This window comes from Bradyrhizobium barranii subsp. apii, from assembly GCF_011516635.5.
Taxonomy (GTDB): Bacteria; Pseudomonadota; Alphaproteobacteria; order Rhizobiales; family Xanthobacteraceae; genus Bradyrhizobium; species Bradyrhizobium barranii.
Genome location: NZ_CP096255.1, coordinates 3769157 through 3782158 on the forward strand (window position 1 = coordinate 3769157; position 13002 = coordinate 3782158).

10 protein-coding genes and 2 pseudogenes are annotated in these 13002 nt (G+C 64.0%); 10 read left to right on the plus strand and 2 right to left on the minus strand.

The genetic code is table 11. The annotated features are described in order from the left end of the window. Positions 1–173: 173 nt before the first annotated feature. The 10 genes and pseudogenes from HAP41_RS17870 to HAP41_RS17915 all read left to right on the plus strand — a co-directional run bounded on the left by HAP41_RS17870 (position 174) and on the right by HAP41_RS17915 (position 10504). Positions 174–1001, plus strand: a complete 828-nt coding sequence (locus HAP41_RS17870; protein WP_166098862.1) for a metal-dependent phosphohydrolase — start codon at positions 174–176, stop codon at positions 999–1001. 109 nt (positions 1002–1110) lie between these two features. Next, positions 1111–2001, plus strand: coding sequence for an alpha/beta fold hydrolase (locus tag HAP41_RS17875; RefSeq protein WP_166098859.1), 891 nt, complete (start codon positions 1111–1113; stop codon positions 1999–2001). 127 nt (positions 2002–2128) lie between these two features. Then, entirely contained in the window at positions 2129–2755 is a 627-nt protein-coding gene (folE, locus tag HAP41_RS17880) for a GTP cyclohydrolase I FolE (RefSeq protein ID WP_166098855.1), read from the plus strand. 32 nt (positions 2756–2787) lie between these two features. After that, positions 2788–4311 (plus strand): FAD-dependent oxidoreductase, encoded by a 1524-nt coding sequence (locus HAP41_RS17885; protein ID WP_166098852.1) that lies wholly within the window; start codon positions 2788–2790, stop codon positions 4309–4311. A gap of 129 nt (positions 4312–4440) precedes the next feature. After that, positions 4441–5016, plus strand: a complete 576-nt coding sequence (locus HAP41_RS17890; protein WP_014496836.1) for an HdeD family acid-resistance protein — start codon at positions 4441–4443, stop codon at positions 5014–5016. A gap of 92 nt (positions 5017–5108) precedes the next feature. Next, on the plus strand, positions 5109–5333 hold the full coding sequence (locus HAP41_RS17895) for a LapA family protein (RefSeq protein ID WP_166098847.1): 225 nt from the start codon (positions 5109–5111) through the stop codon (positions 5331–5333). 113 nt (positions 5334–5446) lie between these two features. Further along, the gene (locus HAP41_RS17900; RefSeq protein WP_166098840.1) at positions 5447–6658 is read left to right on the plus strand and encodes an ABC transporter substrate-binding protein; all 1212 of its coding nucleotides are present in this window, start codon (positions 5447–5449) and stop codon (positions 6656–6658) included. A 193-nt stretch (positions 6659–6851) separates the two neighbouring features. Next, positions 6852–8065: pseudogene (locus HAP41_RS17905) on the plus strand (acyl-CoA dehydrogenase family protein). Positions 8066–8391: 326 nt separating this feature from the next. Further along, the gene (locus HAP41_RS17910; RefSeq protein WP_166098837.1) at positions 8392–9846 is read left to right on the plus strand and encodes a hypothetical protein; all 1455 of its coding nucleotides are present in this window, start codon (positions 8392–8394) and stop codon (positions 9844–9846) included. Positions 9847–9994: 148 nt separating this feature from the next. Then, the gene (locus tag HAP41_RS17915) at positions 9995–10504 is read left to right on the plus strand and encodes a P-loop nucleotide/nucleoside kinase family protein (RefSeq protein WP_166098834.1); all 510 of its coding nucleotides are present in this window, start codon (positions 9995–9997) and stop codon (positions 10502–10504) included. Positions 10505–10537: 33 nt separating this feature from the next. Here the strand turns inward: HAP41_RS17915 and HAP41_RS17920 are convergent, their stop codons facing one another. Together HAP41_RS17920 and HAP41_RS17925 are read right to left on the minus strand one after the other, a co-directional pair. Continuing rightward, a complete protein-coding gene (locus HAP41_RS17920) occupies positions 10538–10852 on the minus strand; it encodes a hypothetical protein (protein WP_166098831.1) in 315 nt (104 codons plus the stop codon). 307 nt (positions 10853–11159) lie between these two features. After that, positions 11160–12895 (minus strand): annotated as a pseudogene (locus tag HAP41_RS17925) (methyl-accepting chemotaxis protein). Positions 12896–13002 lie beyond the last annotated feature (107 nt).

The window sequence follows — 13002 nt, forward strand, 5'->3', positions numbered from 1 at the left end:
CGCCCCGACTGCAACCGTGATGTCGCAGGGCACAACAGCAACATATTTCCGTAAATTCGTCCCGGCGTTTGGTCACTTGGCCCAAGATGGGCTATGCTGGCCGTTGCGTCGAAGACACGAAATGAGACGTCGGGAGCTGGCGTGGGACACCACCGACGAGCGGGGCTGCATCCATGATGACGTTACCGAGACTGGCGGCTGAATCCCTGGAGAAAGTGCTGGGCTCGTTCATGCGTCGCAGGTACGGCGAGTCTCCCGCGAACATCGTCGAGAGCGCGACGCGCACCGCGATGGAGTGCATTGGCAACAGCGACGCGCTCTACCACAATGTCGAGCACACGATGCTGGTGACGCTGGCGGGCCATTCCATCCTCAGCGGCCGATATCTCCATACCCACCTCGAGGCCGCGGATTACGTCCACATCCTGATCGCGTGCCTCGCCCACGACATCGGCTATGTCCGGGGCCTGTTCGAGGAGGATGACAATGACGGCTTCGTGATCGACGCGGCGGGCACCAAGGTTTCATTGCCGCGCGGCGCCTCGGATGCCAGCCTGATGATGTATCATGTCGACCGGTCGAAGCTCTATGTCATGCGGCGGCTGCAGCATATCCCGGGGCTGGACCCGGAACGCATCGCCAGCGCCATCGAGGGCACCCGCTTCCCGGCCCGCGAAGGCCAGGAGTACGACGATGAAGCCTCGATCCTGCGTGCCGCCGATTTCATCGGCCAGCTCGGCGATCCCAACTATCTGCGCAAGGCCAACGCGCTCTATTACGAATTCGAAGAGGTCGGCATCAATCGCCAGCTCGGCTACGACTCGCCCGCCGACATCGTGAACCGCTATCCACAATTCTACTGGAACAGCGTCGCACCGCACATCCAGACCGAGATCAGCTACCTCAACAAGACCGAGATCGGCCGGCAGTGGATTGCCAACCTCTACAGCAACGTGTTCCGCGCCGAACGCGAGATCTCGCTGTCAGGCCCGCAGAAATAGCCCCCGTAGCCCGCATGGAGCGAAGCGGAATGCGGGGACGCCTGCATCCGCGATCCCGGATTGCGCTGCGCTCCATCCAGGCTACCCCTCTCAACTCCGTGAGCAAATCATGCAACAAAAAACCATCACCACGGATATCCTCGACATCGCCTATCTCGAATACGGCGCGCCGGATGGCTGGCCCTGCATCATGGGCCACGGCTTTCCCTACGATGTGAACGCCTATGCCGAGACCGCGCCTCTGATCGCGGAAGCGGGTGCGCGGGTGCTTGTGCCGTGGCTGCGCGGCTACGGGCCGACGCGGTTCCGGTCCGCCGCGACGCTGCGCTCCGGCGAGCAGGCGGCGCTCGGCGCCGATCTGCTGGCTTTCATGGATGCGCTTCGCATCGAACGCGCGGTCGTCGGCGGTTACGATTGGGGCGGGCGCGCGGCCTGCGTGGTCTCGGTGCTGCATCCCGAGCGCGTGATCGCCCTCGTCTCCGGCAATTCCTACAACATCCAGAACATCGCGCGTGCGATGGAGCCGGCTTCGCCAGCGGAGGAGGCGGCGCTCTGGTATCAATATCTCTTCCACAACGAGCGCGGCCGTCGCGCGCTGGAGCGCAACCGGCGCGGCTTTGCGCGCCAGCTCTGGGCGATGTGGTCGCCGAAATGGGCCTTCGACGATGCGACGTTCGAGACAAGTGCGATGTCGTTCGACAATCCTGATTTCGTCGATGTCGTGATCCATTCCTACCGTCACCGCTATGGGCTGGTCGAAGGCGATCCCGCCTATGCCGCGATCGAGGCCAAGCTCGCCGCGCAGCCGCCGATCCGTGTCCCGACGATCGCGGTCGACGGCGACAGCGATGGCGTCAATCCCGGCACCGCCCATCATGCGCCCAGGTTCGAAGCCTTCTTCGAACGGCGTGTCTTCACTGGAGCCGGCCACAACCTGCCGCAGGAGCGGCCCGCCGAATGGGCGCAAGCCGTGCTCGACGTGCGGAAAGCAGCCTCGTAAAGCCCGGCTTTCCCGCCCTGCCGCCCGGGGCGCCCGATTTTTCGCGACTTCGGGAACCTTTTCCGATTGCAGCCGTCCAAGCTGAGGGACCGCCAGATGTGCGCGGCTCATTGCAGGGAGGCTATTGATGAATTCACATGCGCGCAGGTTGGAGGGCGTCGCGGTTGCGCAGCTGCCGGGCGAACGGCCTGGCAGGGCCGAGGTCGAGCAGGCGGTCCGGACCATGATCCGCTGGGCGGGCGACGATCCCGCGCGCGACGGTCTGCACGACACGCCGGACCGGGTTGCGCGCGCCTTCGCAGAGTATTTTTCCGGCTATGCGCAGGATCCGACCGAAATCCTGCAAAAGACCTTTGAGGAGATCGAAGGCTATGACGAGATGATCGTCCTGCGCGGCGTTCGCTTCGAAAGCCATTGCGAGCACCATATGGCGCCGATCGTGGGCCGCGCCTGGGTGGCCTATATCCCGCGGGGCCGCGTCGTCGGCATCAGCAAGCTCGCGCGTGTGGTGGACATCTACGCGAAACGCCTCCAGATCCAGGAGAAGATGACCGCGCAGATCGCCAATACGATCAACGATGTGTTGAAGCCGGAAGGCGTCGGCGTCATCATCAAGGCGACGCATCATTGCATGACCACGCGTGGCGCGCACAAACCTGGAACCGATCTCGTCACCAGCCGCATGCTGGGTGTGTTCCGTGACAACGCGCTGACACGTCAGGAGCTGTTGGGGCTGGCCAATTCGGACGCGTGATCCGCGCGGGCCGAGCTGAAGGAGACGACACCATGACCGAGCACAAGACGCCGAGCGGGCCGGACCTCACCAAGGGCGTGTTGCTGACCGCGTTCGAGGACGGCAAGCTGCTCGGCCATGTCGGCGAGGAAGACGTCTTGCTGGTGCAAGCCGGCAGCGAGGTCTTCGCGATCGAGCCGTCCTGCAGCCACTACCACGGCCCGCTCGCCGAAGGGCTGGTCGTCGGCGACACGATCCGCTGCCCCTGGCATCACGCCTGCTTCTCCTTGCGCACCGGCGAGGCCACCCGCCCGCCCGCGCTGAACGCGCTGGCGGTCTGGGAGGTCACGCGCGACCAGGACAGGATCTCCGTTCAGCGCAAGCGCGAGATGCCGCAGCCTGCAGCGTCACATCGCAGCGCGCCGACGCCGGAAAAATTCGTCATCGTCGGCGGTGGTGCGGCCGGCTTTGCGGCCGCCGAGACGCTTCGGCGCGAGGGCTTTGCCGGCGCCATCACCATGCTCAGCGACGACGGCGCGATGCCGGTCGACCGGCCGAACCTCTCCAAGGATTACCTCACCGGCAGTGCACCCGAGGATTGGCTGCCGCTGCGGGGCGAGGACTATTATCAGGACGCAGGCATCGATCTCAGGCTCAACATCAACGTTGCAGCGATCGATCCGAAGGCGCGCATCATCACGCTCGGCAATGGCGACAAGCTGCCGTTCGACAGGCTGCTGCTCGCGACCGGCGCCGAACCGGTCAAATTGCAGATTCCGGGCGCGGACCAGCCGCACGTGCACACCTTGCGCACCGTCGCCGACAGCCGCGCCATCATCAAGGCGACGGGCAGCGCGAAGCGCGCGCTGGTGATCGGCGCCAGCTTCATTGGCCTCGAAGTCGCGGCCTCCTTGCGGGCGCGCAAGCTGGAGGTGCATGTGGTTGCGCCCGAGCAGCGGCCGATGCAGCGCGTGCTCGGCCCCGAGATGGGCGATTTCGTCCGCTCGCTGCATGAAGACAACGGCGTCCACTTTCACCTCGAGGACACCGTCGAAAAGCTCGACGGCAAACGCGCCACGCTGAAAAGCGGCGGCGTGATCGAGGCCGATCTGGTCGTGGTCGGGATCGGCGTCAAGCCGCGCCTTGTGCTCGCCGAGCAGGCGGGGCTCGCCATCGATCGTGGCGTCAGCGTGAACGAGTATCTCGAGACCAGCGCATCAGGCATCTTCGCCGCCGGCGACATCGCGCGCTGGCCCGATCCGCATTCGGGCCAGAACATCCGCGTCGAGCACTGGGTGGTGGCGGAGCGGCAGGGCCAGGCCGCGGCGCGCAACATGCTCGGCAGGCGCGAACGTTTCGACGCCGTGCCGTTCTTCTGGTCGCAGCACTACGATGTTCCGATCAACTATGTCGGCCATGCCGAGAGCTTCGACGACATCGCGATCGACGGCAGCATCGACGGCAGGGACTGCCTGCTGAAGTATCGCAAGGGCGGGCGCGTGCTGGCGGTTGCTTCGATCTATCGCGATCTCGATAGTCTCAAGGCCGAGCTCGACATGGAGCGCTCGCGCGCGTGAGGCGCCCCGTCCGCTCTTGACTTAAGTCAATGGGGGCTCTCGCGGGGGCTGCTCTACTGGCTGTTGTCCCGGCGCGGCTCGTGCTATCCTGAGATGTGCCTTGGGACTTCGCATGCAGGAGTAGCCGTCATGACAAGTGCTTCGGATACGTCTCCAAACTTGGGTCTTGGGTCCGGCATTGCTGCGCTGCACGCCAAGTGGGGCTGGATCGTCGCCCTCGGCGTCGTCTATCTCATCACCGGCTTCATCGCGCTCGGCAGCATGATGATGGCGACGGTGGCGAGCGTGCTCGTGGTTGGTGTGATGATGATCATCGCCGGGGTCACCGAGGTGATCGGCGCGTTCCAGATGAAGAGCTGGGGCAAGTTCCTGATCTGGGCCTTGCTCGGCGTGCTCTATATCGTCGCGGGCTTCCTGACCTTCGAGAACCCGTTGTTCGCCGCGGTGCTGCTCACCTTGTTCCTCGGCGCGTCGCTGCTGGCCTCGGGCGCCGTCAGGCTGTTTCTCGCCTTCAGCATGAAAAGGGAAAGCCCGTGGGTGTGGGTGGCGCTGTCTGCGGTCATCACCCTGCTGCTCGGGCTCTTGATCCTGGCGCGCTGGCCGGTCAACAGCGTCTATATCCTCGGCCTGTTCCTCGGCATCGACCTGATCATGGCCGGCGCCGGCTGGGTCAGTCTGGGCTTTAGCCTGCGGCGGCGCCATTAAGGTTTGATCCGGACAAGGACCGTGGTCGCCCAAGAGCGCGATGACGGTTCATCCAGATTTCATCGCGCGTCGGGCGACGCTGAGGGATTGTCATGCGCTGGTTTCATCTCGCCGTGATCGTGTTTTTCGCCGTAGCGACCATCGTCTTCGCCGTGCAGAATCTCGACACGGTCACGATCTCCTTCTTCAAGATGAATCTCAGTCTGCCGCTCGCGCTCCAAACCCTCGTTGTCTATCTCGTTGGAGCCGCGACCGGCGGCAGCCTGTTCGCCCTGCTGCGGCGTTCATACGCAGGTTCGAAACGAGACGTCGAATGAACCAGCAACTCGACGCAAGACCGTGTTGCGGAACTCCGCTGATCTGACGTGCTGGCAAAAAGCAGCACGCCGCGCGGTCGCCTCGCGTGGACGATCATCACCGGGGAGAAACCATGAGAGCCGCTTTGGTCCTGGCCGCAGCGCTGGCTGCCGCCTGCCTGTCCACGCCCGTCTCCGCGCAAAAGTCCTACGGTCCTGGTGTCAGTGACACCGAGATCAAGATCGGCAACACCATGCCCTATAGCGGCCCCGCATCGCCGCTGGGCATCACCGGCAGGGTGATCTCCGCCTATTTCGATGAGGTCAACGAGAAGGGCGGCGTCAACGGCCGCAAGCTCAATCTGTTGTCGCTCGACGACGCCTTCTCGCCGCCGAAGACCATGGAAGCCGCGCGACGCTTGGTCGAGGGCGACGGCGTCGCCTTCATCTTCGCGACCATGGGCACGGCGCCGAGCTCGGCGATCGCAAAATACCTCAACAGCAACAAGGTGCCGCAGCTGTTCCTGATCAGCTCGGCCTCGAAGTGGAACGATCCCGCCAACATGCCGTGGTCGATGGCGCTGCCCTGGGCGCCGAACTACACCAGCGAGGCCGCGATCGACGTCGCTTACGCCCGCGCCAAGAACCCGAACGCGCGTTTCGCGGTGCTCTATCAGAACGATGACGCCGGCAAGGAATATTTTCGCGGTGTCAAGGAAGCGCTTGGTGCCGACGCCGACAAGGCGCTCGCGATGGCCTCGAGCTTCGAGGTCACCGATCCTACCGTCGATTCCCAGGTGCTGACGCTGGCCAACACCAAGGCCGACGTCTTCATGATCTATTCGGTGACGCCGCGCGCCTGCGCGCAGGCGATCCGCAAGGCCCATGAGGTCGGCTGGCAGCCGACGCGCTTCCTCGCCTCCGGCTGCGCCAACAAGGCGACCGTCATGGTCCCTGCGGGTCTCGATGCCGGCAAGGGCGTGCTGTCGCTCGGCTCGCTCAAGCCGTTTGTCGAGCAGCCGAAGGACGACCCGTCGATGACGGCCTATATTGACTTCATGAAGAAGCGCCTGCCCAATGCCGACATCAACAACGTCGCCGGCCTCTACGGCTACACCGTCGCCGAGGCATTGGTTGTCCTGCTCAAGCAGTGCAAGGACAACCTGACGCGCGAGAACATCATGGCGCAGGCGGCGAACCTCAAGAACGTGCCGCTGTCACTTCTGTTGCCCGGCATCACGCTAAACACCACACCGCAGGATTTCCGCCCGATCAAGGACGGCTACATGCTCCAGTTCGACGGCAACGACTGGATCGTGGCGAGCGAGCTCTTGCGCGGGACGTGAGGGGACTGCGCGAGCGGCCGCAGAGACAGTGCACCCTCTCCCCTTGTGGGAGAGGGTGGCTTCGCGAAAGCGAAGCCGGGTGAGGGGTCTCTCTCCGCGAGTCGTCTCTACATTTGAACTCGCGGATGCAACCCCTCATCCGGCGCTTCGCGCCACCTTCTCCCACAAGGGGGGAAGGGAAGAGGAGACCACCATGGACTTTCAACACTCTGCCCGTTCGCTGGAGCTGCAGGAGCGCGTTCGCCAGTTCATGCGGACGCAAGTCGAGCCGGTCGAGGAGCTCTATTACGAGCAGGTGAAGCCGGAAGCCGCGCGTTACAAGACGCCGCAGGTGCTGCAGGACTTGAAGCGGTTGGCGCGCGAGCAGGGGCTTTGGAACCTGTTCCTCTCCGGCGAGCACGGTCCAGGCCTGACCAATCTCGAATACGCCCCGTGAAAGAGATCATGGGCCGCATCCTCTGGGCGCCGGAGGTCTTCAACTGCTCGGCGCCTGATGTCGGCAACATGGAGGTGCTGGCAAATTACGGCACGCCGGCGCAGCAGGAGCGCTGGCTGAAGCCGCTGTTGGACGGGCGCATCCGCTCCGGCTTCTCGATGACGGAGCCGCAGGTCGCCTCCAGCGACGCCACCAACATCCAGTGCGAGATCAGGCGCGACGGCAGCGACTACGTCATCAACGGCCGCAAATGGTTCACGTCAGGCGCGATGAACGAGGATTGCGAGATCCTGATCGTGATGGGCAAGACCGCGCCCGATGATCCCGATCGCCATCGCCAGCAATCCATGATCCTGGTGCCGAAGGCGGCGCCCGGCGTGCGCATCGTCCGCGACATGCTGACCTACGGCTACGACGACGCGCCGGTCGGCCATCCCGAAATCGTCTACGAGAATGTCCGTGTACCGGCCGAGAACATCCTGCTCGGCGAGGGCCGCGGCTTCGAGATCGCGCAGGGCCGGCTCGGCCCCGGCCGCATCCACCATTGCATGCGCTTGATCGGCTGCGCCCAGCGCGCGCTGGAATTGATGTGCCAGCGATCGGTGTCGCGCACGGCCTTCGGCAAGCCGCTCGCAGACCAGGGCTCGGTGCGCGAGGACATTGCGCACTCCTTCTGCGAAATCGCGCAGGCGCGGCTGCTCACCTTGCAAGCTGCCGACAAGATGGACCGCGAAGGCAACAAGTCAGCGCGCGATCTGATCGCCGCCGCCAAGATCGTGGTGCCCAGCATGGCCGCCCGCGTCATCGACCGCGCCATCCAGATCCACGGCGCCGCCGGCGTCTCGCAGGACACCTTCCTCGCCCGCGCCTACGTCTACGCCCGCTTCATCCGCATCGGCGACGGCCCCGACCAGGTGCACCTTGCCGCAGTCGGCAAGGAGCTGATCAAGCGCGGCGGAGTGATGGGGTAGCGCCTGACCCTCTCCAGGGGCGCGTGCATCTTGATGTGGGATGAACGCTCATAACGGCGCGCAGGATGCCGTGCGCCCCCCCGGCGTCTCGCCTTTCGACCTGACATTTAACCATGAAACGGCACTGTTTCAGGCCGTTGCGGCATTGTTTCAGATCATTGTAGCACAATAGTAACGACTCTCGATTGAAAGTGGCGCTGAGTGCGCGCTGCGGCAGGTTCGCGCACGGGTGAGAGAGAATAGACCGCTTCCGTTCGAGGAGAGGGCCTTTGCCGGCGTCAAAAGAGGCGGTCACGTCCCTGGCCATGTCAGGAAGCAAGTTTAGCATGAGCTACCGCTGGATCATCGTGTCGGCGATCCTGTTGATGGCCCTGCTCGTTCAAATGCCTGTCGTTCTCAACGCGGATTTGAGCTGCCTGCTGACCGAAGGCGAGAAAGTTCTCGATGGCGGAAAGCTCGGCGTCGACGTCTTCGAGCTGAATCCGCCGCTGTCGGTCTATTTGTATATGCCGGCGTTGCAGCTTGCGCGCATCACCGGCATTGCCCCCGAGATCATCGTGATCATCCTGGTGATGATCGAGATCGTTGCCGCGCTCGTCATCATCGATCGCGCCGCTGCGGCGGCAAAGCTGGAAGCCGACGAGAGGAGCATTACGGCGTGCGTGCTCGCATTCCTGTTCGCAATTTTTCCCAGCGCCGTATTCGGACAGCGTGAACATATCGCCGTCATTGCGATGACGCCTTTCGTCGCCATGGCTGCGATCCGCTGGCGCGGGCTTGCGCCCGGACCGGTTGCGATCCTGGCGGGACTGGGTGCCGGGTTGGGCATGAGCCTGAAGCCCTACCTTACCCTCGTGGTCGGCCTGCCGATCATCCTCTGCGTCCTCCGTCAACGCTCGATCAGACCCTTGTTCACCCCCGAAGCGTGTGCGGCCGCTGCTGTCGTCATCGGCTACGCAGCGGTGCTCGCCATCTTCTTTCCGGCTTATCTGTTGACCTTTGCCCCGATGGTCACTGCCGCTTATGTGCCATTGAGGATGGATTTCGGCGATCTGCTCTTTTTCCCGGCCGTTATGCTGGTCGCTTCCGTCGGCCCCGTGCGCCTGTTGGCTCCGCAGGACTTCAAATGGGAAGGCGGCGCAACGCCGTGGCTGGCCGCAGCGTTTGGCGGAGCGGCGAGTTTCATCATCCAGGGCAAGGGCTGGACCTACACGGCATTTGCGCTTTGCATGTTTGCGAGTGCCGCGCCATTGCTGCAGGCTCGCACGAAGACGTTGCGGCTGCCTGTCATGATCTGCGCCCTTGCTGCGATTGTGTGCATCGGCTCCCGCTTGTCGCTTCAGGTGCGGCCGTTCCCGCCACTGGAGGGGCGTATCCTGGCCCTCGCAAAGCATCCGCGGCTGATCACGATTGGCGATCACGTCGCTCTCGGGCATCCGCTCGTCCGCCAGATCAATGCGAGCTGGGCGGGCAACACGTGCGGGCAGGCGTTGGCGGCCGGCTCGATGCTCCAACAGAAGAGCTCGCAACTGCCTGAGGGGGAGCGAGCGAAACTGGACGGCATCATCAATTTCGAGCGGCGGCTGCTGTTGGCGGACCTGCGAGCCGGTCGTCCGAATGTGATTCTCGTGGATACCTATCTGCTGAGCTCAATGCCGTTCGATTGGCTGGCCTGGGCCAATTCGGATCCCGACCTCAAGGCGGAGTTGAGCCGTTATCGTGAAGTCGAGGATGCCGACGGCCGCGTTCGCATATTGGTCGATCCTTCCGGTTCGGAATGATGATCCCGTCTCGTTCGATGTGAGCTGTCGATGGCAGTGCTTGCCGGGGCTGCAGTGGCTAATAGCTGCTTTCGTTTGCTTTGCCGCTTATTCGTGGTGGCCGACGTCACGTCCCTAAGGGGCCGGTCCAACGCAATTCGGGTGTGCAATGGCGAGACTCATCACGCTTGCTGGTTTGCCGGGGGTCGGCAAGTCAAGCATTGCCCGGGTTCTGGCGCGGCGTACCGGAGCCGCCTGGCTGCGGATCGATTCGATGGATCAAGCGATCTGGGCATCCGGTACTGCACCGGCTGATCTGCTGGACTGGACCTATCGCGCCGCTCAGGCCGTCGCGACAGACAACCTCGCCCTCGGCCTGGACGTGATTGCCGACTGCGTCAATGATTGCGAGGAGGCGCGGGAAGGCTGGCAAATCGCCGCGCGAAAGGCTGGCGCCGAGATCGTCTGGATCGAGGTGGCGTGCAGCGATGCCGACGAGCACCGACGCAGGATTGAGACGAGATCGACCGACATTGCCGGGCTGTCGTTGCCCGGCTGGAATGCGGTCGTCGGCCGAGCCTACGCTCCGTGGGAGCGCGATCATTTTACGGTCGACACAGCACGGCGCAGTCTCGAGGAGTGCGTGGAAGAAGCGCTCGGCCTGCTTGACCGTCGGTAGCCGCTTCTGGCGCCTCCTTCCGCAAACACAAGTCTACTGAAGCTGACCCAGCTCATCCATGGCGATGATGAAGCCAACGAATGCAAGCAATCCCAGAAACAACACAATGGAATAGAGAAACTCTCGCGTGAGCGTCGCGCGAAACATCGTCTCCAGGGAGAAAATTGACGCTCCGGGCCTGAGAGCCTTTCGGTACATTTGCTCCTGCAAGAAGGAGCCGTAAGCCACTGCCACAAATACGATTGCGGTCACAACAGCGATGATCCTGGCTCGTCCCTCTCCTGTGATCCCTAGGTAGGCAAAACACGAGAACAGGATGATCAGAACGACAATTTGGGCCTTCCGCATGTTGGGTTTCGCCGGCTCCGGGCCATCCAAATTGACGATCGACTTTAGCGTGCGCAATTGAAGCCGCGCAGGTAACCCAGGCGTCCGGCTTCCATGACGCCTGACGCCGCCACGATGACATCATGCCAGTGTTTTGCCCGACGAGTCAAAGCGATTTCGTAAAATCAGCAATCATCCGAGCGCGAAGCCAAGCCATTGATATCGCTGGCCCCGGCTACTGTGCTTGGGGTTGTTTTTCAGTTTTTGATTCTGGCAGGCCTGCCGCCGGCCTCATGGCGCCGGGGTGCGCCTGATCATTTCGCCTTCATCATCCCGCTTTGGCGATACGGCTGTCGGCCGCTCCCGAACGCAGGTTCTGGAAGAACTTTTCCACCTCGCGCGACAGCGTGTCCGCCGTCTCCGTCAGGCTGCTCGCCGCCGTCAGCACGGAGGCTGCCGCCGTGTCCGTCTCGCCGATGGCGTCGCGCAGCGAGGTGATGTTGGCAACCAGGGTCTCGTTGCCCTGCGCGGCCGATTGGGCGTTGGACGAGATCTCGCGCGTGGCGGCGTCCTGCTGGCCGATGGCGCCGGCGATTGCCGAGGTGACGTCGTTGATCTCGCGCACGGCGCCGCCGATCTCGCGCAATCGACCGCGTTGCGGGTGGACGCCTGGATCATCGAGACGTTCTCGCCGATCTCGGCGGTCGCCTTGGCGGTCTGACCCGCCAGCGCCTTCACTTCATGGGCAACGACGGCAAAGCCGCGGCCGGCGTCGCCTGCGCGCGCGGCCTCGATGGTGGCGTTGAGCGCGAGCAAATTGGTCTGCTCGGCGATGGCCTGGATCAGGTTGAGCACGCCGTCGATGCGCTGGGTGGCGGCCGCGAGGCTTTCGATCTCGGAGATCGATTTTTCGGTGCGCTGGCCGGTCTGCTCGACCGCGCCTGCGGACTGCCGGACCTGGCGGCCGATCTCCACCACCGACGCGGACAGCTCCTCGGCCGCGCCTGCCACCGCCGTGACGTTGTGCGAGGCCTGCTCGGTGGCGTTCGCCGCGGTGCCGGCGCGGCTGTTGGCATCCGCTGTGACGCGGGTGATGGTCTGTGCCGTCTCGCGCATGACGGAGGCGTTGTCGCTGAGGCCGCGCATGATCGCGCCGATCGCCTCGCGAAACGCGTCGACGGATTGCTCGATGTGGCGGGCGCGCTGCTCGCGCGCGGCGGAGTCCTGCGAGACCTGCGAGGCGAGATTGCGGTTGCGGCCCATCGCGTCCTGGAAGATCTGGATGGCGCGTGCCAGCGCGCCGATCTCGTCGGCGCGGTCGGAGTGCGGCACCACGACATTCTCGGCGCCGTCCGCGACCTGCTCGATGGTCGCGGTGATGGCGGAGAGGGGGCGGGCGATCGAGCGGGCGATGATGACGATGCCGATCACGACGAGGGCCAGCGCCACGCCGCCGAGGCAGGTCAGCACGAAGGAGAGGGTGCGATTGGTCTCGGTCTCGTGCGCGATCTGCCTGGCGCGTTCGGCATAAACCTTGGACAGCGCCTCGAGATCCTTGTTCAGCGCCGAGCGCACGGCGCGATTGGCGTCGTTGTCGCCCCATTCGCGGCCCGCGGCCGCATTGATCTCGACGCCGCGGCGCACCAGCTCCTTGCGGAACTCGACGAACTGCTCGATGCGCTTCTTGAAGGTGGCGAACTGCTCGGCATCGTCGGCTTTGACGATGGTCTCCCAGCGCTTCACGACATCGAGGATCTGGGCGTTGAACTTGAGCAGGCCTTCGCCGTATTTCTTCACGACGGCCGGTTCGGTCGACATGTAGACGCCGCGCGATTCCATCACGACCGCGTAGACCAGCGAGTTGACTCGCTCGACATTGAGCGCGGCGGCGTTCGCCGTCTCGATCGCGCTCGTCAACTCGGCGCTGCGGCGGCTGTTGTAGTCGGACAGTATCGCGATCGCCGCCGTGAGCAGCGCGAACAGCGCGAAGATCGCGTAGAGCTTGATCGCAAGCGTGAAACGGCCTGCCACCCCCGTGGCATTCCCAGAACGGTCGGTTGTCATGCTTTTCAGAGGCCCCAATGGCCGGAAGCGGCCGGAGAGCGCGGTCGTATAAAATTGATGCAAAACTATGCAGAATGAAGATGGACGCCGTCTTAACGCCCTGGCCC

Bases quoted from the DNA above. Each gene is read 5' to 3' on its own strand.
- HAP41_RS17910 (WP_166098837.1), top strand. From the start codon at position 8,392: ATGAGCTACCGCTGGATCATCGTGTCGGCGATCCTGTTGATGGCCCTG.
- HAP41_RS17875 (WP_166098859.1), top strand. From the start codon at position 1,111: ATGCAACAAAAAACCATCACCACGGATATCCTCGACATCGCCTATCTC.
- HAP41_RS17895 (WP_166098847.1), top strand. From the start codon at position 5,109: ATGCGCTGGTTTCATCTCGCCGTGATCGTGTTTTTCGCCGTAGCGACC.
- HAP41_RS17920 (WP_166098831.1), bottom strand. From the start codon at position 10,852: ATGCGGAAGGCCCAAATTGTCGTTCTGATCATCCTGTTCTCGTGTTTT.
- folE (WP_166098855.1), top strand. From the start codon at position 2,129: ATGAATTCACATGCGCGCAGGTTGGAGGGCGTCGCGGTTGCGCAGCTG.
- HAP41_RS17900 (WP_166098840.1), top strand. From the start codon at position 5,447: ATGAGAGCCGCTTTGGTCCTGGCCGCAGCGCTGGCTGCCGCCTGCCTG.
- HAP41_RS17915 (WP_166098834.1), top strand. From the start codon at position 9,995: ATGGCGAGACTCATCACGCTTGCTGGTTTGCCGGGGGTCGGCAAGTCA.
- HAP41_RS17885 (WP_166098852.1), top strand. From the start codon at position 2,788: ATGACCGAGCACAAGACGCCGAGCGGGCCGGACCTCACCAAGGGCGTG.
- HAP41_RS17870 (WP_166098862.1), top strand. From the start codon at position 174: ATGATGACGTTACCGAGACTGGCGGCTGAATCCCTGGAGAAAGTGCTG.
- HAP41_RS17890 (WP_014496836.1), top strand. From the start codon at position 4,441: ATGACAAGTGCTTCGGATACGTCTCCAAACTTGGGTCTTGGGTCCGGC.